Annotated in this window: 20 protein-coding genes; 17 read left to right on the top strand and 3 right to left on the bottom strand. The window is 67.3% G+C overall.

The window, feature by feature from the left end; all coding sequences use genetic code 11:
* Positions 1-19 precede the first annotated feature (19 nt).
* The 8 genes from lolD to ftsB all read left to right on the top strand — a co-directional run bounded on the left by lolD (position 20) and on the right by ftsB (position 9,699).
* A complete protein-coding gene (lolD, locus tag QZM67_RS30820; protein ID WP_175024117.1) occupies positions 20-715 on the top strand; it encodes a lipoprotein-releasing ABC transporter ATP-binding protein LolD in 696 nt (231 codons plus the stop codon).
* A gap of 67 nt (positions 716-782) precedes the next feature.
* Positions 783-1,571, top strand: a complete 789-nt coding sequence (locus tag QZM67_RS30825; RefSeq protein WP_043190311.1) for a TatD family hydrolase — start codon at positions 783-785, stop codon at positions 1,569-1,571.
* Between the two features lie 57 nt (positions 1,572-1,628).
* Positions 1,629-4,112: a DNA internalization-related competence protein ComEC/Rec2 gene (locus QZM67_RS30830; protein WP_301809072.1), complete on the top strand. Its 2,484-nt coding sequence runs from the start codon at positions 1,629-1,631 to the stop codon at positions 4,110-4,112.
* A 176-nt stretch (positions 4,113-4,288) separates the two neighbouring features.
* Positions 4,289-5,134, top strand: coding sequence for an alpha/beta fold hydrolase (locus QZM67_RS30835; RefSeq protein WP_301809075.1), 846 nt, complete (start codon positions 4,289-4,291; stop codon positions 5,132-5,134).
* A gap of 158 nt (positions 5,135-5,292) precedes the next feature.
* Positions 5,293-6,945 (top strand): CTP synthase, encoded by a 1,653-nt coding sequence (locus QZM67_RS30840; RefSeq protein WP_175024120.1) that lies wholly within the window; start codon positions 5,293-5,295, stop codon positions 6,943-6,945.
* Positions 6,946-6,947: 2 nt separating this feature from the next.
* Positions 6,948-7,802 carry a 3-deoxy-8-phosphooctulonate synthase gene (kdsA, locus tag QZM67_RS30845; protein ID WP_085039266.1) on the top strand — a complete coding sequence of 285 codons (855 nt, stop codon included), beginning with the start codon at positions 6,948-6,950 and terminating at the stop codon, positions 7,800-7,802.
* 106 nt (positions 7,803-7,908) lie between these two features.
* On the top strand, positions 7,909-9,192 hold the full coding sequence (gene eno / locus QZM67_RS30850) for a phosphopyruvate hydratase (RefSeq protein WP_011352544.1): 1,284 nt from the start codon (positions 7,909-7,911) through the stop codon (positions 9,190-9,192).
* A gap of 81 nt (positions 9,193-9,273) precedes the next feature.
* Positions 9,274-9,699, top strand: coding sequence for a cell division protein FtsB (gene ftsB / locus QZM67_RS30855; RefSeq protein ID WP_043190303.1), 426 nt, complete (start codon positions 9,274-9,276; stop codon positions 9,697-9,699).
* Positions 9,700-9,788: 89 nt separating this feature from the next.
* On the opposite strand, the gene QZM67_RS30860 is transcribed toward ftsB, so the two are convergent.
* The 3 genes from QZM67_RS30860 to QZM67_RS30870 form a co-directional block, all read right to left on the bottom strand.
* Positions 9,789-10,160 (bottom strand): hypothetical protein, encoded by a 372-nt coding sequence (locus QZM67_RS30860; RefSeq protein ID WP_301809084.1) that lies wholly within the window; start codon positions 10,158-10,160, stop codon positions 9,789-9,791.
* Positions 10,161-10,299: 139 nt separating this feature from the next.
* Positions 10,300-11,250 (bottom strand): Hsp33 family molecular chaperone HslO, encoded by a 951-nt coding sequence (gene hslO, locus QZM67_RS30865; protein ID WP_043190298.1) that lies wholly within the window; start codon positions 11,248-11,250, stop codon positions 10,300-10,302.
* A 25-nt stretch (positions 11,251-11,275) separates the two neighbouring features.
* On the bottom strand, positions 11,276-11,800 hold the full coding sequence (locus QZM67_RS30870) for a gamma carbonic anhydrase family protein (protein ID WP_089450879.1): 525 nt from the start codon (positions 11,798-11,800) through the stop codon (positions 11,276-11,278).
* Positions 11,801-11,957: 157 nt separating this feature from the next.
* Here QZM67_RS30870 and QZM67_RS30875 point away from each other — a divergent pair, with 157 nt between their 5' ends.
* The 9 genes from QZM67_RS30875 to bamC all read left to right on the top strand — a co-directional run bounded on the left by QZM67_RS30875 (position 11,958) and on the right by bamC (position 20,243).
* On the top strand, positions 11,958-12,815 hold the full coding sequence (locus tag QZM67_RS30875; RefSeq protein WP_043190294.1) for a ferritin-like domain-containing protein: 858 nt from the start codon (positions 11,958-11,960) through the stop codon (positions 12,813-12,815).
* Between the two features lie 177 nt (positions 12,816-12,992).
* The gene (locus QZM67_RS30880) at positions 12,993-13,883 is read left to right on the top strand and encodes an alpha/beta fold hydrolase (protein ID WP_301809087.1); all 891 of its coding nucleotides are present in this window, start codon (positions 12,993-12,995) and stop codon (positions 13,881-13,883) included.
* A gap of 81 nt (positions 13,884-13,964) precedes the next feature.
* A complete protein-coding gene (locus QZM67_RS30885) occupies positions 13,965-14,795 on the top strand; it encodes a 3',5'-nucleoside bisphosphate phosphatase (RefSeq protein WP_301809124.1) in 831 nt (276 codons plus the stop codon).
* A gap of 72 nt (positions 14,796-14,867) precedes the next feature.
* Complete coding sequence (locus tag QZM67_RS30890) at positions 14,868-15,500, top strand: L-threonylcarbamoyladenylate synthase (protein WP_043190290.1); 633 nt, start codon at positions 14,868-14,870, stop codon at positions 15,498-15,500.
* 49 nt (positions 15,501-15,549) lie between these two features.
* Positions 15,550-16,212, top strand: coding sequence for a site-2 protease family protein (locus tag QZM67_RS30895; protein WP_043190288.1), 663 nt, complete (start codon positions 15,550-15,552; stop codon positions 16,210-16,212).
* A gap of 8 nt (positions 16,213-16,220) precedes the next feature.
* Entirely contained in the window at positions 16,221-17,423 is a 1,203-nt protein-coding gene (locus QZM67_RS30900) for a tryptophan--tRNA ligase (protein WP_011352534.1), read from the top strand.
* Positions 17,424-17,431: 8 nt separating this feature from the next.
* Positions 17,432-18,034 (top strand): bifunctional 2-polyprenyl-6-hydroxyphenol methylase/3-demethylubiquinol 3-O-methyltransferase UbiG, encoded by a 603-nt coding sequence (locus QZM67_RS30905; protein WP_175024124.1) that lies wholly within the window; start codon positions 17,432-17,434, stop codon positions 18,032-18,034.
* A gap of 46 nt (positions 18,035-18,080) precedes the next feature.
* Positions 18,081-18,986, top strand: coding sequence for a 4-hydroxy-tetrahydrodipicolinate synthase (gene dapA, locus QZM67_RS30910; protein ID WP_043190283.1), 906 nt, complete (start codon positions 18,081-18,083; stop codon positions 18,984-18,986).
* A 111-nt stretch (positions 18,987-19,097) separates the two neighbouring features.
* The gene (gene bamC / locus QZM67_RS30915; RefSeq protein ID WP_301809093.1) at positions 19,098-20,243 is read left to right on the top strand and encodes an outer membrane protein assembly factor BamC; all 1,146 of its coding nucleotides are present in this window, start codon (positions 19,098-19,100) and stop codon (positions 20,241-20,243) included.
* Positions 20,244-20,246 lie beyond the last annotated feature (3 nt).

Genomic DNA, 20,246 nt, shown 5'->3' on the forward strand with positions numbered 1-20,246 from the left:
CAGACAGGATTCGGCAGGTATGCAGGAATACGTGCTTCAGGCGCGCGGGATCACGAAGGCGTTCGTGCAGGGCGGCTTCAACGTGCAGGTGCTCAACAATACCGAACTGACGGTGCGGCGCGGCGAGAAGCTCGCGGTCGTCGGTGCGTCGGGTTCCGGCAAGAGCACGCTGCTGCACGTGCTGGGCGGGCTCGACGAGCCGAGCGCGGGCGAGGTGTCGCTGCTCGGCAAGCCGTTTACGCAGCTCGCCGAGCGCGAGCGCAACGAATTGCGCAACCGTGCGCTCGGCTTCGTCTACCAGTTCCATCACCTGCTGCCCGAGTTCACCGCGCTCGACAACGTCGCGATGCCGCTGCGCATCCGCCGGATGACGACCGAGGACGCGCGCGAGCAGGCCCAGACGATGCTCGAGCGTGTCGGTCTCGGCCCGCGTGCGAAGCACCGGCCGGGCGAGCTGTCGGGCGGCGAGCGGCAGCGCGTCGCGATTGCGCGCGCGCTGGTCACGAAACCCGCGTGCGTGCTGGCCGACGAGCCGACCGGCAACCTCGACGGCACGACGGCCGATACGGTGTTCAACCTGATGCTCGAACTGTCCGAGACGCTCGAAACGAGCTTCGTGATCGTCACGCACGATCCCGATCTCGCCGCGCGCTGCGACCGCATCATGCGGCTGCGTGACGGCGTGCTGTACGAGGAGCCGGCGCTGCCGGTGTAAGAAGCGAACGCGCTTGGCCTGCTGCCGGGGTTGTCCCGGTGCGGCGCCAGGGCACAGGACTGCTGCCATGTGGATCGATACGCACTGCCATCTCGATGCCGCCGAGTTCGACGCCGACCGCGACGCGGTCGCGCACGCGGCGCGCGCGGCCGGCGTGTCGCGCATCGTGATCCCGAGCGTCGGGCGCGACAACTTCACGACGGTGCGCGAGCTCGCGCAACGCACGCCGGGCGCGGTCTATGCGCTCGGCATCCATCCGATGTATACGCCGCGCGCACGGGACGAGGATCTCGACCTGCTGCGCATGGAGATCGAGGCGAGCCTCGACGATCCGCGCTTCGTCGCGATCGGCGAGATCGGTCTCGACTATTTCGTGCCGGGGCTCGACGAAGACCGGCAGCAGTTCTTCTACCAGGGGCAACTCAAGCTCGCGCGCGAATTCGATCTGCCCGTGCTGTGTCACGTGCGCAAGTCGCAGGATCGCGTGCTGGCCGGGCTGCGCCGGTTCGGCGTGCGGCGCGGCATCGCGCATGCGTTCAACGGCAGTTTCCAGCAGGCCGAAGCGTATCTCGCGCAAGGACTGCATCTCGGCTTCGGTGGCAACGTGACCTTCACGCGCGCGCTGCAGATCCGCCGGCTCGCCACGGAGTTGCCGCTCGACGCGCTCGTCGTCGAGACCGACGCGCCCGACATCGCGCCCGAATGGGCGTACAAATCCCGCAACACGCCCGACCAGGTGCCACGCATCGGCGATGTACTCGCCGAACTGCGCGGGCTCGACGCCGGCGCAGTGTCCCTATGCACTTCGGCTAACGCGCTCGCCGCGCTGCCGCGACTCGCACTTTCGTCCGCATAATCGTTGCCGGAAGGCGCCGCATTCGCCATGGCGGCGCCGGGTGGACGAGGAGGTGCGATGCGCGTGTGGTGGATCGCGTTCGCGCTCGGCGTGGTCGTGCTGCAGCGGCAGGCGGCGTTGCCGGGTGCGTTCGCATGGACGATCGGTGCAGCCGTGCTCGCGGGCTGCGCGGTGCTGGGCGCGTGGTGCATGCGCCGCAGGCGCACGCGGTCGACCGTCGCGTTCGGATGGATGCTGTGCGCGCTCGCGGCCTGCGTCGCGGGGTTCGGCTACGCGGCCGCGCGGGCCGAATGGCGGCTGGACGACAGCCTGCCCGTCGAGTGGGAAGGGCGCGACATCGTCGTGACCGGTGTGATTCAGGGGCTGCCCGTGATCGACGAGACAAGTGCGAGGCTGCTGTTCGCCGTCGAGTCGAACGATGCGGGGCTGGCTCGTTTTCCGCCGTTGATCCGGCTGTCGTGGCGCGCGTATGGCGCATCGGCGACACGCGATCCACTTCCCGATCTGCGTGCCGCACAGCGCTGGCGTTTCGTCGTGCGTCTGAAGCGCCCGCATGCCGAGGCCAATCCCGGCGTGCGTGACAGCGAGGCGGCGTGGCTTGCCGCAGGTATTCGCGCGATCGGCTATGTCAGCGCGCCCAGGCGGGCGGTATTGCTCGATGTGCACGCATCAGGATGGCGTGCTTCGATCGATCGGCTGCGCGATGCGCTGCGCTCGCGTATCGCCGAGGCGCTCGGCAGCGACGCCAGTCATCGCGGCATCGTCGCCGCACTCGCGATCGGGGATCAGTCGGACATTGGCGACGACGACTGGCGCGTGCTGCGCAGCACGGGCACGAGCCACCTGGTCGCGATCTCCGGCCTGCATGTCGGGCTCGTCGGCGCGATCGCGGGCGGGCTCGTGTCGATGGTCTGGCGCCGCCTGCGCTGGCGCGCACGGGCCGCGACGCTCATGTTGCCGGCGCCGTACGCCGCCGCGCTCGCCGCACTCACCGCCGCGGCCGGATATGCGGCGCTCGCCGGTTTCAACGTACCGGCGCAGCGCGCGTGGTGGATGATCGCGGCCGGCGGCATCGCGTATCTGGCCGGGCGCAGCGTACCGACTTCCGCGGTGCTGTGCGCGGCACTCGGCGGCGTGTTGGTTGCGGATCCGTGGGCGGTGCTGTCGGCCGGGTTCTGGCTGTCGTTCGGGGCGGTTGCCGTGATCCTGATGGCCGTCGCCGCTTGGCGTGGCGTGCGTGAGCCCGATGCGGAACGCGAGGAGGGCGATGGCACGGCCGGCTTGTCGAGCCGGTTGCGTGCGTGGGGGGCACGCGCCGGGCGCCGTATTGCCGAGGCCACGCGCGTGCAGTACGCGGTGACGATCGGTCTCGCGCCGCTGACGGCCGCATGGTTCGCGCAGATCTCCCTGTCGGGCCCGTTTGGCAATGCGTTTGCGATTCCGTGGGTCAGCTCGGTCGTGACGCCGGTCGTGCTGGCCGGCATCGCGCTGCCGGCGCCGTTCGATGCGTATGCATTCCGGCTTGCGCACGCGGCGCTCGAACCGATGATGACGTTGCTCGGGCACCTCGCCGACTGGCCGGCCGGCGTGTTCTGGTTGCGCATGCCCGACTGGCCGGCGCTGGTGCTGGCCTGTGTGGGCGTCGCATGGGCGCTGATGCCGCGCGGCTGGCCGTTGCGCTGGGTGGCACCGCTCACGTGGCTGCCGCTCGTCGCGCCGGCAGCCGATACGCCGCCGCCGGGCGGTTTCCGGCTGACCGTGCTCGACGTCGGGCAGGGCGCGTCGGTGCTGGTGGAGACCGCGCGGCGCACTGTGCTGTTCGATGCGGGGCCGGGCGCGGAGTCGACTCATGCCGGCGCGCGGATCGTTGCGCCGGCACTGCGTGCGCGTGGCATCGCGGTGATCGATTCGCTCGTGCTCAGTCACGCGGATGCCGATCACGCGGGCGGTGCGCCAGCCGTCTATGCGGCAGCCGACGTACGACAGTTGCTGGCCGGCATTGCGCCGAACAGCCGGCTGTGGCGCGACGCGGCAGCTGCCGGCGTCGCCGACCGGCTGCCGTGTGTGGCCGGGCAGCACTGGACCTGGGACGGCGTCGCGTTCACGATGCTGTGGCCGCAGGGCGGCCCGGGTGCGGGTACCTCGAACGGGCAGTCGTGCGTGCTGCGCATCGACGCGGGCGACACGTCCGCACTGCTGACGGGCGACATCGAGGCGCGCGCCGAACGCCGGCTCGTGGACGCTGCGCGCGACGCGCTGGCCGCGCAGATCCTGGTCGTTCCGCACCACGGCAGCCGCACGTCGTCGGTCGAGCCTTTCCTCGATTCGGTCGGGCCGCGCGTCGCGGTATTTCCTGTAGGCTATCGCAATCGTTTCGGGCATCCTCACCGGACGGTTCTCGCCCGTTACGAGGCGCGCGGGATTCCGCTGCCGCGCACCGATCGCGACGGTGCCGTGCGGTTCGACGTCGCACCGGCCGACGGCGGGTTTGCCTTCGAGCGTTATCGCGACGTTCGGCGACGGTACTGGATGGATCGGTGATCGCGGCGAGGGCCGGCGTAGCGAGAAGGAAGGCCCGGGATCCGCGCATCATGTCGAAGCATGGGCCCGGCAGAACACGAAGCAGAGGGCCGGGGCTGACCCCGGTCGACCGCGAAGCATGGGGCGGGAGTAAGCGCTAAAGCACCAACTCCCGCCGACAAAGGAGACATCGGCGTTTGAAGGACATCCTCCATTTCTCGCACGCGAACGGCTTCCCGGCGTCGACGTACCGGACGATCTTCGCCGAACTGGCCGACGACTACGAGCTGCGCTACATCGAACGGATCGGCCACGACCGCCGCTACCCGGTGACGCGTGACTGGCCGCATCTCGTCGAGCAGCTGCTCGACGACATCGGCAGCCGCTACGAGCGTCCCGTCTGGCTCGTCGGTCATTCGCTCGGCGGCTACCTGTCGCTGATGGCCGCGCTGAAGAAGCCGCAATGGGTGCGCGGCGTCGTGATGATCGATTCGCCGATCATCGCGGGCTGGCGCGCCGGCGCATTGCGTGCAAGCCAGTGGGCGGGGCTCGACGAGCGGCTGTCGCCGGCCGCCGCGACGCGCAACCGGCGCACGCGCTGGGTGAGCCGCGACGACGTCTGGCGGCATTTCCGCGAGAAGCCGGCGTTCGCCCGCTGGGACGAACGGATGCTGGCGGACTACATCGACTATGGGATTCCGCAGGCCGGTGCCGACGGCGAGCGGGCGCTCGCGTTCGACCGGCAGATCGAATACCTGATCTACCGGACCCTGCCGCACACGCTCGGCCCGCGGCTCGCGCACGGCGCGCCGGTGCCGCTCGGTTTTCTCGCCGGCACGCGTTCGCGCGAGGTGCGCCAGGTCGGGCTCGATGCGACGCGCCGCGCGGCGCGCGGTCGCGTCGAATGGCTGGAAGGCAGCCACCTGTTCCCGATGGAGCGGCCGCTCGAGACCGCCCGCGCATTGCAGCGGATGCTGAATTCGCTGAAGGCGGTGGAGGGCGATGTGACGCAGGGCGGTGCCCCGCTCGCGAAGCGCGCCTGACGCACGGTTGGGCGGCCGGGGCGCGCCTGCGATGCGCGCGGTTGCGCCGGCGCGCACGGCTGGTGCGGGTCGGCGCGAAAGGGCGCGATCATCGAGTCAATTGCTGAGAGAAGGGCGGGCTTTACGGTATAATCCGTTTTTCCCGCGAGCATCCAGCGATGACCAAATATGTTTTCGTCACCGGCGGCGTAGTTTCTTCCCTTGGCAAGGGTATTGCCGCCGCTTCCCTCGCCGCGATCCTCGAATCGCGCGGTCTGAAAGTCACCCTCCTCAAACTCGATCCCTACATCAACGTCGACCCCGGCACGATGAGCCCGTTCCAGCACGGCGAAGTGTTCGTGACGGAAGATGGAGCGGAGACGGACCTCGACCTCGGCCACTATGAGCGCTTCATCAGCACGAAGATGCGCAAGGCCAACAACTTCACGACCGGCCAGATCTACGAATCGGTGATCCGCAAGGAACGCCGCGGCGACTATCTCGGCAAGACCGTGCAGGTCATTCCGCACATCACGAACGAAATCCAGGCGTTCGTCGAGCGCGGGGCCGCGTCGGCCACCTGCGGTGAGCCGGATGTCGCGATCGTCGAGATCGGCGGCACGGTCGGTGACATCGAATCGCTGCCGTTCCTCGAAGCCGCGCGCCAGATGAGCCTGCGCCTCGGCCGCAACAGCGCGTGCTTCGTGCACCTGACGCTGGTGCCGTACGTCGCGACGGCCGGCGAGCTGAAGACGAAGCCGACCCAGCACAGCGTGCAGAAGCTGCGCGAGATCGGCATCCTGCCGCACGTGCTGCTGTGCCGTGCGGACCGCCGCATTCCGGACGACGAATCGAAGAAGATCTCGATGTTCTCGAACGTGCCGGAAGACGCCGTGATCTCGGTGTGGGACGCCGACAGCATCTACAAGATTCCGCAGATGCTGCACGACCAGGGCCTCGACCGCATCATCTGCGAGGAACTGAAGCTGTCGCCGAAGGACGCCGACCTGAGCATGTGGTCGGAACTCGTCGAGAAGCTCGAGAACCCGAAGCACGAAGTGACGATCGGCATGGTCGGCAAGTATGTCGACCTGACCGAGTCGTACAAGTCGCTGATCGAGGCGCTGCGCCACGCATCGCTGCACACGTCGACCAAGGTCAACATCGAATACATCGACTCGGAAGAGATCGAGACGAACGGTGTCGACAGCCTGAAGCACCTCGACGCCGTGCTGGTGCCGGGCGGTTTCGGCCGTCGCGGCACGGAAGGCAAGATCGCGGCGATCCGCTATGCGCGTGAAGCCAAGGTGCCGTATCTCGGCATCTGCCTCGGCATGCAGCTCGCGGTGATCGAGTTCGCGCGCGACGTCGTCGGCCTGAAGCAGGCGAACAGCACGGAATTCGAGCCGGACACGCCGGAACGCGTGGTCGCGCTGATCACCGAATGGGCCGACCGCGACGGCAAGATCGAGACGCGCACCGAGGAATCCGACCTCGGCGGCACGATGCGCCTCGGCTCGCAGCGCTGCCCGATCAAGCCGGGCACGATGGCGGAAGAAATCTATGGCAAGGACGTGAACGAGCGCCATCGCCACCGTTATGAAGTCAATAACCGCTTCGTGCCCCAGCTCGAAGCCGGCGGCCTTATCATCAGCGCCCGTACCCCGAGCGAGGATCTGCCGGAAATGATGGAACTGCCGCGTTCGATGCACCCGTGGTTCGTCGGCGTCCAGTTCCACCCGGAATTCACGTCCACGCCGCGTGACGGTCATCCCCTCTTCAAGTCGTTCGTCGAAGCTGCGCTTGCCAACAAGCAAGCGCGCGGAGTGTAAGCATGAAGCTGTGCGATTTCGAGGTCGGTCTCGACAAGCCTTTCTTCCTGATCGCGGGTACCTGCGTCGTCGAATCGGAGCAAATGACGATCGACACGGCGGGCCGCCTGAAGGAGATCTGCGCGAAGCTGAACGTTCCGTTCATCTACAAGTCGTCCTACGACAAGGCGAACCGCAGCTCGGGCAAGTCGTTCCGCGGCCTCGGAATGGACGAGGGCCTGCGGATCCTGTCCGAGGTGAAGCGCCAGCTCGGCCTGCCGGTGCTGACCGACGTGCATTCGATCGAAGAGATCGAGCAGGTCGCGTCGGTCGTCGACGTGCTGCAGACGCCGGCGTTCCTGTGCCGCCAGACCGATTTCATCCATGCGTGCGCGCGCTCGGGCAAGCCCGTCAACATCAAGAAGGGCCAGTTCCTCGCGCCGCACGACATGAAGAACGTGATCGACAAGGCGCGCGAAGCGGCCCGTGAAGCGGGGCTGTCGGAAGACCGCTTCATGGCGTGCGAGCGCGGTGTCTCGTTCGGCTACAACAATCTCGTGTCGGACATGCGTTCGCTCGCGATCATGCGCGAGACGAGCGCCCCCGTCGTGTTCGATGCGACCCACTCGGTGCAGCTGCCGGGCGGGCAGGGCACGAGCTCGGGCGGCCAGCGCGAATTCGTGCCGGTGCTCGCACGGGCGGCGGTCGCGACGGGCGTCGCGGGCCTCTTCATGGAGACGCACCCGAATCCGGCTGAAGCAAAGTCGGACGGCCCGAACGCGGTGCCGCTGAACCGGATGGGTGCGCTGCTGGAGACCCTCGTCACGCTCGACCAGGCGGTGAAGCGCAATCCGTTCCTGGAAAACGATTTCAATTAAAGATCGAATGAACCTTGCGACGGCTTCGCGCGTCAGTAGCGAAAGCGGTTCAGGCGCGCGCGCCGTCGCAGTTTGAAGAATCCATCGTCATTCTCAGAGGAAACCCATGAGTGCAATCGTAGATATCATCGGCCGCGAGATTCTGGATTCGCGCGGCAACCCCACCGTCGAATGCGACGTGCTGCTCGAATCGGGCACGATGGGCCGCGCGGCGGTGCCGTCGGGCGCGTCCACCGGCTCGCGTGAAGCGATCGAACTGCGCGACGGCGAAGCCGGCCGCTACAACGGCAAGGGCGTGCTGAAGGCAGTCGAGCATATCAACACCGAAATCTCCGAAGCCATCATGGGCCTCGACGCGTCGGAACAGGCGTTCCTCGACAAGACGCTGCTCGAGCTGGACGGCACCGACAACAAGTCGCGCCTCGGCGCGAACGCGATGCTGGCCGTGTCGATGGCCGTCGCGAAGGCAGCCGCCGAAGAGGCTGGCCTGCCGCTGTACCGCTACTTCGGCGGTTCGGGTGCAATGCAACTGCCGGTGCCGATGATGAACATCGTCAACGGCGGCGCGCACGCGAACAACAGCCTCGACATCCAGGAATTCATGATCGTCCCGGTAAGCCAGCCGACGTTCCGTGAAGCCCTGCGTTGCGGCGCGGAAGTGTTCCACGCACTGAAGAAGATCCTGAGCGACCGCGGCATGAGCACGGCAGTCGGTGACGAAGGCGGCTTCGCGCCGAACTTCGGCAGCAACGACGAGTGCCTGTCGACGATCCTGCAGGCGATCGAGAAGGCTGGCTACCGTGCCGGTGAAGACGTGCTGCTCGCGCTCGACTGCGCGGCATCCGAGTTCTACCACGACGGCAAGTACCAGCTCGCGGGCGAAGGCCTGCAATTGTCGTCGGCCGAATTCACCGACTACCTCGCGACGCTCGCGGACAAGTTCCCGATCGTGTCGATCGAGGACGGCATGCACGAAAGCGACTGGGAAGGCTGGAAGCTGCTGACCGACCGCCTCGGCAAGAAGGTGCAGCTGGTCGGCGACGACCTGTTCGTCACGAACACGCGCATCCTGAAGGAAGGCATCGAGAAGGGCATCGCGAACTCGATCCTCATCAAGATCAACCAGATCGGTACGCTGACCGAAACGTTCGCGGCAATCGAAATGGCGAAGCGTGCCGGCTACACGGCCGTGATCTCGCACCGCTCGGGCGAAACGGAAGATTCGACGATCGCGGACATCGCGGTCGGCCTGAACGCCGGTCAGATCAAGACGGGTTCGCTGTCGCGCAGCGACCGTATCTCGAAGTACAACCAGCTGCTGCGCATCGAGGAAGATCTCGGCGACATCGCAAGCTACCCGGGTAAATCGGCTTTCTATAACCTGCGCTAACGCGCTACTATCGGGTTCGTCATCTCGACGCCGCTCTGTGCATGTGCGCGGAGCGGCGCTTCTTATATCTGCGGTTCTTACATGCGGCTTGTCACTGTCGTCCTGATTGCCCTGCTGGCGCTCATTCAGTACCCCCTATGGTGGGGACACGGCGGCTGGCTGCGGGTGCATGAATTGCGTCAGCAGCTTGACGACCAGCTCCAGAAGAATGCGGACGAGAAGTTGCGCAACGAGCGCACCGCCGGCGAAGTGCAGGATCTGCAGAGCGGCACTGCGGCCATCGAGGAGCGCGCGCGCTACGAGATGGGCATGGTGAAGGACGGCGAGGTGTTCGTGCAGTTCGTGTCGCCGAATGCGCCGGCCGCGCCGCTGAACAACACGCCGTCGAATACGTCGACGCGCGGCGCCGTATCCGCGGCGCCGGTGCGTGTCGTGCCGAATCCGCAGTCGATCGCGAAGCCGTCGCGGCATCATGGCGGCGACAAGGGCAAGGCCGCGCATCACTGAGCGCAATTGCTCGAATCCATTGAAAAAGCGCGGGAAATGCCGCGCTTTTTTATTTCCTGCCGGTAGTCAATCGACTGAGCGATGCACGCTCACCACCATCCCGGGTAGCCGTAGCTGATACCCGTGCCCCAGCGATTGCCCCATCCGCCGTAATACCCGCCGTAGACGGTGACGGGCGGCGGCGAGTAATAGGCCCACGCGCGCGCCGCGGCCTCGGCTGCGATCGCGCTGTTCTGTTCGCGCAGCACCTGCTGGTCGATCTCGTCATAGCGCTTGCGTTCGGCGCTCGACAGCGCGCGCGGCTGGCCGCCCGATGCACCGGGTTCGGGCAGGCGGCTCAGGATCGTAGAAGTCGGCGGCGGCATCGCGCAGCCGGCAAGGGCGAGCGTGCCGGCGGCAACGCTCGTCAGGACGATGGTGTGGAACGATCGATGAAACGGTCGATGAAGCGGGCGATTCATGTGTTTCTCCTGCAGCGCGCCGACGACGGGAGGCGGCTTGCGCCGAAGTACGAGACTTCGGCGCCGGAGCCGTGCGTGCGACGCTCGTGCGTCATTATGCGCCCGTGCCCGCATGGCGGGCACCGGGCCGCTGCCCAGCTCAGTGACGCTGGTCGGTGGCGGGCGCGATGCCCGTCTCGACGCCGGGGGCCGCGAACAGCTGCGCGACGTCGACCGGATCGAATTCGTAGCGCTGATTGCAGAACTCGCAATGGATCTCGACGTGGCCGCGCTCGACGATCACGCTGTCGACTTCTTCGCGGCCGAGCATGCGCAGCATCGCGCCGACCTTCTCGCGCGAGCACGAGCACTGGAAGCGCGTGCCGGCCGGTTCGAAGTGCTGCACGTTTTCCTGCCAGAACAGCCGGCGGAACACCACTTCCGGTTCGACTTCGAGCAGTTCCTGCGCGGACAGCGTGCCGCCGAGCGTGCAGACGCGCTCCCACGTATCGGTATCGGTTTCGGCATTACGCGGCACGATGCCGCCGTCGCCCGGCAGCTTCTGCAGCAGCATGCCGACCGCGCGGTCGCGATCGGCTGCGAGCCACATCCGCGTGTCGAGCTGCTCCGAATGATGCATGTAATGCTCGAGCACCTGCGAGACGGATTCGAGCGGGCCGTCGACGCCGTTCAGCGGCACGATGCCCTGGTACGGCTGCTGGCCCGGCAGCTTGTCGGCCGGGTCGAGCGTGATCACGCAACGGCCGTGACCGCTCGCATTGACGAGCGACGGGAAGCTCGTGTCGTCGCCGATCGTCTGAGCGGCATCGCCGGCGAACTTCGCGGTGGCCCGCATCGACAGATCCGAACCGCACTGGACGACCAGCATCTGGACCGGCCCGTCGCCGAAGATCTGCATGATCAGGGTGCCGTTGAATTTCAGGTTCGCGGACAGCAGCGCGCACGCGGCCATCATCTCGCCGAGCACCGTGCGCACGGGGGCAGGGTAGTCGCGGCGGGAGAGCACTTCCTGCCACGTATTGCGCAGCGAAACGATCTCGCCACGCACGGGCGCCGCATTGAACATGAATTTCTGTAACTGGTCGCTCACTCTTCTTCCTTGAAATCCGTGCGAATCACCCGATCCGCACGAGTTGCTCCTTGAAATGCGCACGCCGCTCGACGTACGTCTTCGCGTTCGTGCGCAGCCGCGCAATGTCTTCCGCCGACAGCTCGCGCACGACTTTCGCCGGTGCGCCGAGAATCAGCGAGTTGTCCGGGAACGTCTTGCCTTCCGTCACGACCGCGCCGGCACCAACCAGACAGTTGCGGCCGATGACCGCTCCATTCAAGACCACCGCCTGGATACCGACCAGCGAACCTTCGCCGATCGTGCAGCCGTGCAGCATGGCCTGGTGCCCGATCGTCACGTTTTCGGCAATCGTCAGCGGAAAGCCGGGATCCGTATGCAGTACCGCGCCTTCCTGGACGTTGCTGCCCACGCCGACGGTAATGGTCTCGTTGTCGCCACGAATCGTCGCGCCGAACCAGACGCTCGCGTTCTCCTCGAGCACGACCTTGCCGATGATGGCCGCCGTATCGGCGACGAATACGCTTTCGTGGATCGTCGGGGCCGTATCGCCCAGCTTGTAGATCGTCACGGTGTCTCCTTGTCTCTTCGATGATGGGCGCCGGTAGAATGGCGCGTCTGGTTTGCCCGGCGCATTCGCATTGCTGCATTGCGCCGCGGAACAATCGCCTATTGTAAACCGTCGCGTGCGTGCGCTCCCGGGCTGCGCACGCGGGGTGTCCCCGTTTATGAGCATGGAGTCTTCTTCTTTCGGCAATGCGCCGGCCTGCGTGCGCCGCGCCGCGCTCGCCGCGCTGCGTGACACCGAACCCGCGGCCAAGGCCGCCCGGGTGCGCGCGCTCCACGAGGCGCTGCTGGCCGGGCAGGCGGCGATCGCCCCGTCGCTCGAGTTGCCCGAACCGGCGGATCTGCCCGGCCGCCCGGTGCGGCCGCCGCTCGTCGAGCCGCGCCAGCTCGAGCGCCGCAGCATGCGTTCGCCCGAAGGGCGCGCCGTGCTGCTGCACGCGCTGGCCCATATCGAGTTCAATGCGATCAATCTGGCGCTCGACGCGGTCTGGCGTTTCGCGGGCCTGCCGGGCGCGTTCTACGCGGACTGGCTGAAGGTGGCGGCCGAGGAGGCCTATCACTTCACGCTGCTGTCCGACCGTCTGGCGGCATTCGGGCATGCGTACGGCGATTTTCCCGCGCACAACGGTCTGTGGGAGATGTGCGAGCGAACCAAGGGCGACGTGCTGGCGCGCATGGCGCTCGTACCGCGCACGCTCGAGGCCCGCGGGCTCGACGCATCGCCGCCGATCCGCGCTCGGCTCGTCCAGGCGGGCGACGATGCGTCGGCCGCGATCCTCGACGTGATCCTGCGCGACGAAATCGGCCATGTCGCGATCGGCAACCACTGGTTCCGGCACCTGTGCGACGAGGCCGGCCGCGATCCGGTGCCGACCTACCGGCAGCTCGCCGAGCAGTACCATGCGCCGCGGCTGCGGGGGCCGTTCAATTTCGATGCGCGTCGCGATGCGGGATTCGAGCAGGCCGAACTCGACGAACTGGCCGCGCAGGACGGAGCGGACGGAAGCGCGCCACGCTAGCCGGCTCGCGTTCGGGGGCGTTTCGGCGGCTGTCAGCCGTCCCGTGTGCCCGGTAGATGGCGGTTGCCGGCGGCCCCTCGTGTCCTGGCACCGCTAGAGCGGTGCCTCGATTGCCGGACACCGGAAGGAAGGCGTCGCCGCTATAATCGAACGATCATTCTTTTTTTGGCGGCTGCAATGAGTGCCTCGAGTTCTGTTTCCGATTTCGTCACGGTGCGCGGCGTCAAGCTGCATGTCCGGCGCTGGGGCCGGCCCGATGCGCCGACGCTGTTCATGCTGCACGGCTGGATGGACGTCGCGGCGTCGTTCCAGTTCGTCGTCGATGCGCTCGCGGGCGACTGGCAGGTGATCGCCCCCGATGCGCGCGGTTTCGGGCTGTCCGACTGGCCGGTCGCGCGGCAGGGCGGCGGCCATTACTGGTTCCACGAATACCTCGGCGACCTCGATGCGCTCGTCGACCACTATGCGCCGACCGGCGAAGTCAACCTGGTCGGGCACAGCATGGGCGCGAACGTCGTGTGCCTGTATGCCGGCGCGCGGCCGGAGCGCGTGCGGCGCGTGGTCGATCTCGAGGGTTTCGGGCTCGCGCCCGCGCGGGCCGAGCAGGCGCCGCGCCGGCTGCGCGGCTGGCTGGACGAGTTGCGCGAACCGCCCGCGCTGCGCCCTTATGCGTCGCTCGACGACGTGGCGGCGCGCCTGACCAAGACCAATCCGCGGCTCGCACCGCACCGCGCCGCGTTCCTCGCCGCGCACTGGTCGAAGCGCGGCGACGACGGCCTCTATCACCTGCTGGCCGACCCGGCGCACAAGATGCCGGGCCCGCAGCTGTACCGGCTCGACGAAGTGATGGCCACCTGGGCGCAGGTGCGCGCGAAGGTGCTGCACGTCGAGGCCGTCAATTCGCCGACGCTGGCGCACATCGCCGGCGACATCCCGCTGCCGGAATTCAAGGCGCGTTTCAACGCGTTCCCCGACTGGCGCGAGAAGCTCGTCGAGGATGCCGGCCACATGGTGCATCACGACCAGCCCGAGCAGGTCGCGGCGCTGATCGAGGCGTTCTGCGCGTAAGCGCGCGGCGGCAGCGGCGGGGCAGGCGGGCGGCGCATTGCCGCGTTGCAGTAGAATGAAGCCTTACCTGCCATGCCGACAATGAACGCCGATCTCCACTGCCATTCGAATGTTTCCGACGGGTTGCTGTCGCCTGCCGACGTCGCGCGCCGCGCCCATGCCGGCGGCGTGACCCTGTGGGCGCTGACCGACCACGACGAGATCGGCGGCCAGGCGGCGGCGCGCAGCGAGGCGGAAGCGCTCGGCATGCGCTACCTGAGCGGCGTCGAGATTTCGGTCACGTGGGCGTCGCGCACCGTGCACATCGTCGGCCTGAATGTCGATCCCGCGAACCAGGTGCTCGTCGACGGCCTGTACCGTACGCGCCACGGCCGCGCGGCGCGTGCGGTGGCGATCGGCGAACAGCTCGCCACGCTCGGCATTCCCGGCGCGTACGAAGGCGCGCTGAAGTACGTGTCGAATCCCGACCTGATCTCGCGCACGCACTTCGCCCGCTTTCTCGTCGAGAACGGCCATGCCACGTCGACGTCCGATGTGTTCGATCGCATGCTCGGCGACGGCAAGCCCGGGTTCGTCCCGCACCGCTGGGCGATGCTTCCCGACGCTGTCGCGTGGATTCGGGCGGCCGGCGGCGAAGCCGTGGTCGCGCATCCGGGCCGTTACCGCTATACGCCCGTCGAATTCGACGCGTTCTTCGGCGAGTTCATCGATCTGGGCGGCCGCGCGATCGAGGTCGTCACGGGCAGCCATACACCCGATCAGTACCGCGAATACGCGGACGTCGCACGCCGCTTCGGCTTCGAAGCGTCGCGCGGCTCGGATTTCCATGCGCCAGGCGAGGGCCGTGTCGAGCTCGGCAGCCTGCCGCCGTTGCCGCCCGACCTGACACCGGTCTGGGAGCGCTGGCTCTGACACCGGGCGGCGGCCTGCCGCCCGCGTTGCCTCTGGCGCGCGCATCCGACTTTTCCCCCTTTACGACCCCCCATGTCCCAGTTCTTCAGGATTCACCCGGATAATCCGCAGCCGCGCCTGATCAAGCAGGCCGTGGAGATCGTCAGCAAGGGCGGCGTGATCGCGATGCCGACCGATTCGAGCTATGCGCTCGCGTGCCATCTCGACGACAAGGACGCGGTCGAGCGCGTGCGCCGGATTCGCGGCCTCGACGAGAAGCAGCACCTGTCGCTGCTCGTGCGCGACCTGTCGGAGCTCGCCAATTTCGCGATGGTCGACAACCGCCAGTACCGGCAGATCAAGTCGGTGACGCCCGGCCCGTACGTCTTCATCCTGCAGGCGACGAAGGAAGTGCCGCGCCGGCTGTCGCACCCGTCGCGCAAGACGATCGGGCTGCGCGTGCCCGATCATGCGATCACGCTCGCGTTGCTCGAATCGCTCGGCCAGCCGCTGCTCGGCACGACGCTGATCCTGCCGCCGGACGACGAGCCGCTCAACGATCCCGAAGAAATCCGCGATCGGCTCGAGAAACAGGTCGACCTCGTGATCGACGGCGGCGCGTGCCCGCGTGAGCCGTCGACGGTGATCGACCTGACCGGCGACGAGCCCGAGCTCGTGCGCGCGGGGCGCGGCGCGCTCGAGCCGTTCGGACTCTCGGCGGCGTAAGCGCGCCGTTCCATTTTTTGCGCGAGTGCGCTTGTTACAATAACGCGATATGGATGCTTCCCTGATACAGACCATCGCCGTCTACGCGCTACCCGTGATCTTCGCGATCACGTTGCACGAGGCCGCGCATGGCTATGCCGCCCGCCTGCTCGGCGACAATACCGCCTACGTGATGGGGCGCGTGTCGTTCAACCCGATGCGTCACATCGATCCGATCGGCACGATCGCGATCCCGCTCGTGATGTATTTCCTGACCGGCGGCGCGTTCCTGTTCGGCTATGCGAAGCCAGTGCCGGTGTCGTTCGGCAACCTGCGCGATCCGCGCTGGGGCAGCCTGTGGGTCTCGCTCGCGGGCCCGGCCTGCAACTTCGTGCAGGCGCTGATCTGGGGCGTGCTGACGCTCGTGCTGCCTGCCGTCGGCATCGACGAGCCGTTCTTCACGCGGATGGCGTTTGCCGGCGTCAGCGCGAACCTCGTGCTCGGCGTGCTGAACCTGTTTCCGCTGCCGCCGCTCGACGGCGGCCGCATCCTGGCGGCGCTGCTGCCGACGAAGCAATCGATCGCGCTGTCGCGCATCGAGCCGTACGGTTTCATCATCGTCCTCGTGCTGGTCGCGACGGGCGTGCTGACGAACTTCTGGCTGCGCCCGCTCGTCAACGTCGGCTACGCCGTCCTGAGCGCCATCCTGTCCCCATTCGCTTCGCTTCTCTAACGACAATCATGTTCCCTGAACGTATTTTCTCCGGCATGCGACCCACCGGGTCGCTGCACCTCGGTCACTACCACGGCGTGCTGAAAAACTGGGTGAAGCTGCAGTCCGAGTACCCGTGCTTCTTCTGCGTCGTCGACTGGCATGCGCTGACGACGCACTACGAGACTCCCGAGGTCATCGAGAAGAACGTATGGGACGTGCTGATCGACTGGCTCGCGTCCGGCATCGACCCGGCGCAGGCCACGCTGTTCATCCAGAGCAAGGTGCCCGAGCATGCCGAACTCGCGCTGTTGCTCGGCATGAGCACGCCGCTCGGCTGGCTCGAACGCGTGCCGACCTACAAGGAACAGATGGAGAAGCTGAAGGACAAGGATCTGTCGACCTACGGCTTCCTCGGCTACCCGGTGCTGATGGCGGCCGACATCCTGCTGTATCGCGGCTCGCTCGTGCCGGTCGGTGAAGACCAGGTGCCGCACGTCGAGATGACGCGCGAGATCGCACGCCGCTTCAACTACCTGTACGGCCGCGAGCCGGGCTTCGAGGAGAAGGCGCTCGATGCCGCGAAGAAGCTCGGCGGCAAGCGCGCGAAGCTCTATCACGAGCTGCGCAACGCGTATCAGCAGGAGGGCGACGACGAGGCGCTCGAACAGGCGCGTGCGATGCTGCAGGAATCGCAGAGCCTGTCGATGAGCGACCGCGAACGCCTGTTCGGCTATCTCGAAGGCGCGCGCAAGATCATCCTCGTCGAGCCGCAGGCGCTCCTCACCGAAGCATCGCGGATGCCGGGCCTCGACGGGCAGAAGATGTCGAAGTCGTACGGCAACACGATCGGCCTGCGTGAAGACGCCGAGACGATCACGAAGAAGGTCCGCACGATGCCGACCGATCCCGCGCGCGTGCGCCGCACCGATCCGGGCGATCCCGACAAGTGCCCGGTGTGGCAGCTGCACCAGGTCTATACGGACGAAGCGACGCACGACTGGGTGCAGAAGGGCTGCCGCTCGGCGGGCATCGGCTGCCTCGACTGCAAGCAGCCGGTCGTCGAAGGCATCCTGCGCGAGCAGCAGCCGATGCTCGAGCGCGCGCAGAAGTACATGGACGATCCGTCGCTGCTGCGCGCGATCGTCGCGGACGGTTGCGACAAGGCGCGCAAGTACGCGACGGAAACGATGCGCGACGTGCGTGACGCGATGGGCCTGTCGTACAACTGATCGACCGCATGAGCGCATCCGTCATCGCCGCCGCGGGCGGCCACGTCGCCCAGGCCGAGCCGTCGCGCTGGGTCGCGCAATGGTCGCGGCTCGTGCCGCCAGGCGGCGCGGTGCTGGATGTCGCTGCGGGCGGCGGCCGCCATGCGCGCTGGTTCGCGTCGCACGGGCATCCGGTCGTCGCACTCGACCGCGACCCGGCCGCGCTGGCCGCGTTGCGGGCGATCCCGGGCGTCGATGCCCGCGACGCCGATCTCGAAGGCGCGCCGTGGCCGTTGCCGGCCGGCGAGCCGTTTTCGGCGGTGATCGTCACGAATTATCTGCATCGTCCGCTCTGGCCCCATCTGCTCGATGCGGTGGCGCCGGGCGGCGTGCTCATCTACGAAACCTTCGCGCAAGGAAACGAAACGGTCGGGAAACCGTCCAACCCCGCGTTCCTGCTCGCCCCGGGCGAGCTGCTGGACGCCGTGCACGGCCGCCTGCGGGTGGTCGCGTACGAGGACGGGTTCGTCGCCGCGCCGCGCGAGGCGTTCGTCCAGCGTCTCTGCGCAATGCGCGAGGGCGCGACCCCGAAGGCGGGGGCGGGAATTCCACGTTACGAACTGCCCGGCTAATCCGCTACAATCTCAACGTTTACCGGTACATAATCTCTCGCGTTTCATGGCTAACGGCACCCAAGACGGCATTCAAATCCGCGGCAGCATCCCCGCGATCGTCACCCCGATGCTCGAAGACGGCAGTCTCGACCTGCCGGCGTTTCGCAAACTGATCGACTGGCATATCGCGGAAGGCACCGATGCGCTGGTCGTGGTCGGTACGAGCGGCGAGTCGGCAACGCTCAACGTCGAAGAGCACATCCTGATGATCCGCACGGCGGTCGAGCATGCGGCGAAACGCATCCCGATCATCGCGGGCGCGGGCGGCAACTCGACCGCCGAGGCGATCGAACTGACGAAGCAAGCGAAGGCGGTCGGCGCGGACGCGACGCTGCAGGTCGTGCCGTACTACAACAAGCCGACGCAGGAAGGCATGTACCGCCACTTCAAGACGATCGCCGAAGCGGTCGACCTGCCGGTGATCCTGTACAACGTGCCGGGCCGCACGGTCGCCGACATGGCGAACGAGACGACGCTGCGCCTCGCGCAGGTGCCGGGCATCATCGGCGTGAAGGAAGCGACCGGCAACATCGATCGCGCCGCGCACCTGATCAAGGCCGCGCCGAAGCATTTCGCGATCTATAGCGGCGACGATCCGACCGCGATCGCGCTGATGCTGCTCGGCGGCCACGGCAACATCTCGGTGACGGCGAACGTCGCACCGCGCGCGATGAGCGACCTGTGCCGTGCGGCGCTGGCCGGCGACGTAGAGACGGCTCGCGCGCTGCACATGAAGCTGCTGTCGCTGCACAAGAACCTGTTCATCGAGGCGAACCCGATTCCGGTGAAGTGGGCGCTGCAGGCGATGGGCAAGATGCAGGGCGGTATCCGGCTGCCGCTCACGGCGCTCGACGAGCGCTGCCACGAAGCCGTGCGATCGGCCCTTGTCGAGGCCGGCGTCCTCGCCTGATGCCGAGGCGGCCGCGTCCTGCGGCCGCCGGCTCGAACCCTGATCAACCCGCACCGGCCGGCTCCGTCCGGCGCCGCTCCTGACGAGCGTTCTAGCAAGACGAAGGATTTCATGAAACGTTTCGCCTTTTCCTCTCGCGCCATCCAGATGTCGGTGATGGCGCTGGCGCTGGGCGCGCTCGCCGGCTGCGATACGCTGAACGACTATCTGGCCCCCGACCGGGTCAACTACAAGAACACCGGGTCGGCGCCGCCGCTCGCGGTGCCGAGCGACCTGAAGCCGGTGCCGACGACGCAGCAGTTCGTCGCGCCGCCGAGCAACGCCGGCCTCGGCACGCTGCCGCCGCGGGTCACGACGCAGGCTGGCAACGCGACCGACGGCATCCCGAGCGCGCAGGATCCGCTCGGCATGCACATCGAGCGCGACGGCGACCGCCGCTGGCTCGTCGTCGATGGTCGCACGCCCGAGCAGCTGTGGCCGATCCTGAAGGAGTTCTGGCAGGAGAACGGCTTCTCGCTGAAGACCGATGCACCGTCGACGGGCATCATGGCCACCGACTGGGCCGAAAACCGCGCGAACATCCCGGACGACTGGTTCCGTCGCACGATCGGCAAGGTCATCGATTTCGCATACTCGTCCGGCACGCGCGACCGCTTCCGTACGCTCGTGAACCGCACGTCGGACGGCAACACCGACATCTCGATCACGCACAGCGCGATGGAGGAAATGATGGTCGGCCCGCAGGGCGGCACGTCGTCGCGCTGGGAAGAGCGTCCGCGTAACCCGGTGCTCGAAGCAGTGTTCCTGTCGAAGCTGATGCAGAAGTTCGGCCTGACCGATACGCAGGCGAAGCAACTGCTGACCGATGCGCGTCCCGCGACGGCACCGGCGCAGGTCAGCGACACGAGCAGCGGCGGCGCAACGCTGCAGCTGGCCGAGTCGTTCGACCGCGCATGGCTGCGTGTGGGCCTGGCGCTCGACCGCACCAACTTCGCAGTCGACAATCGCGATCGCGAGAAGGGTGTGTACACCGTGCGCTATGCGAACACGATGGAAGAACTCAAGCGCGACGGCCTGTTCGGCAAACTGTTCTACGGCGGTCCGTCGGCCGCGAAGCCGGGCAAGGAATTCATGGTCAACGTGCGCGCGCAGGGCAATGGCAGCACGCAGGTCGCGGTGGTCGGTGCAAACGGCCAGGTCGACAACTCGTCGGACGCGCAGCGGATCATTTCGCTGCTCCACGCGCAGCTGAACTGAGCG

This window comes from Burkholderia sp. AU45251, assembly GCF_030482905.1.
GTDB lineage: Bacteria > Pseudomonadota > Gammaproteobacteria > Burkholderiales > Burkholderiaceae > Burkholderia > Burkholderia aenigmatica.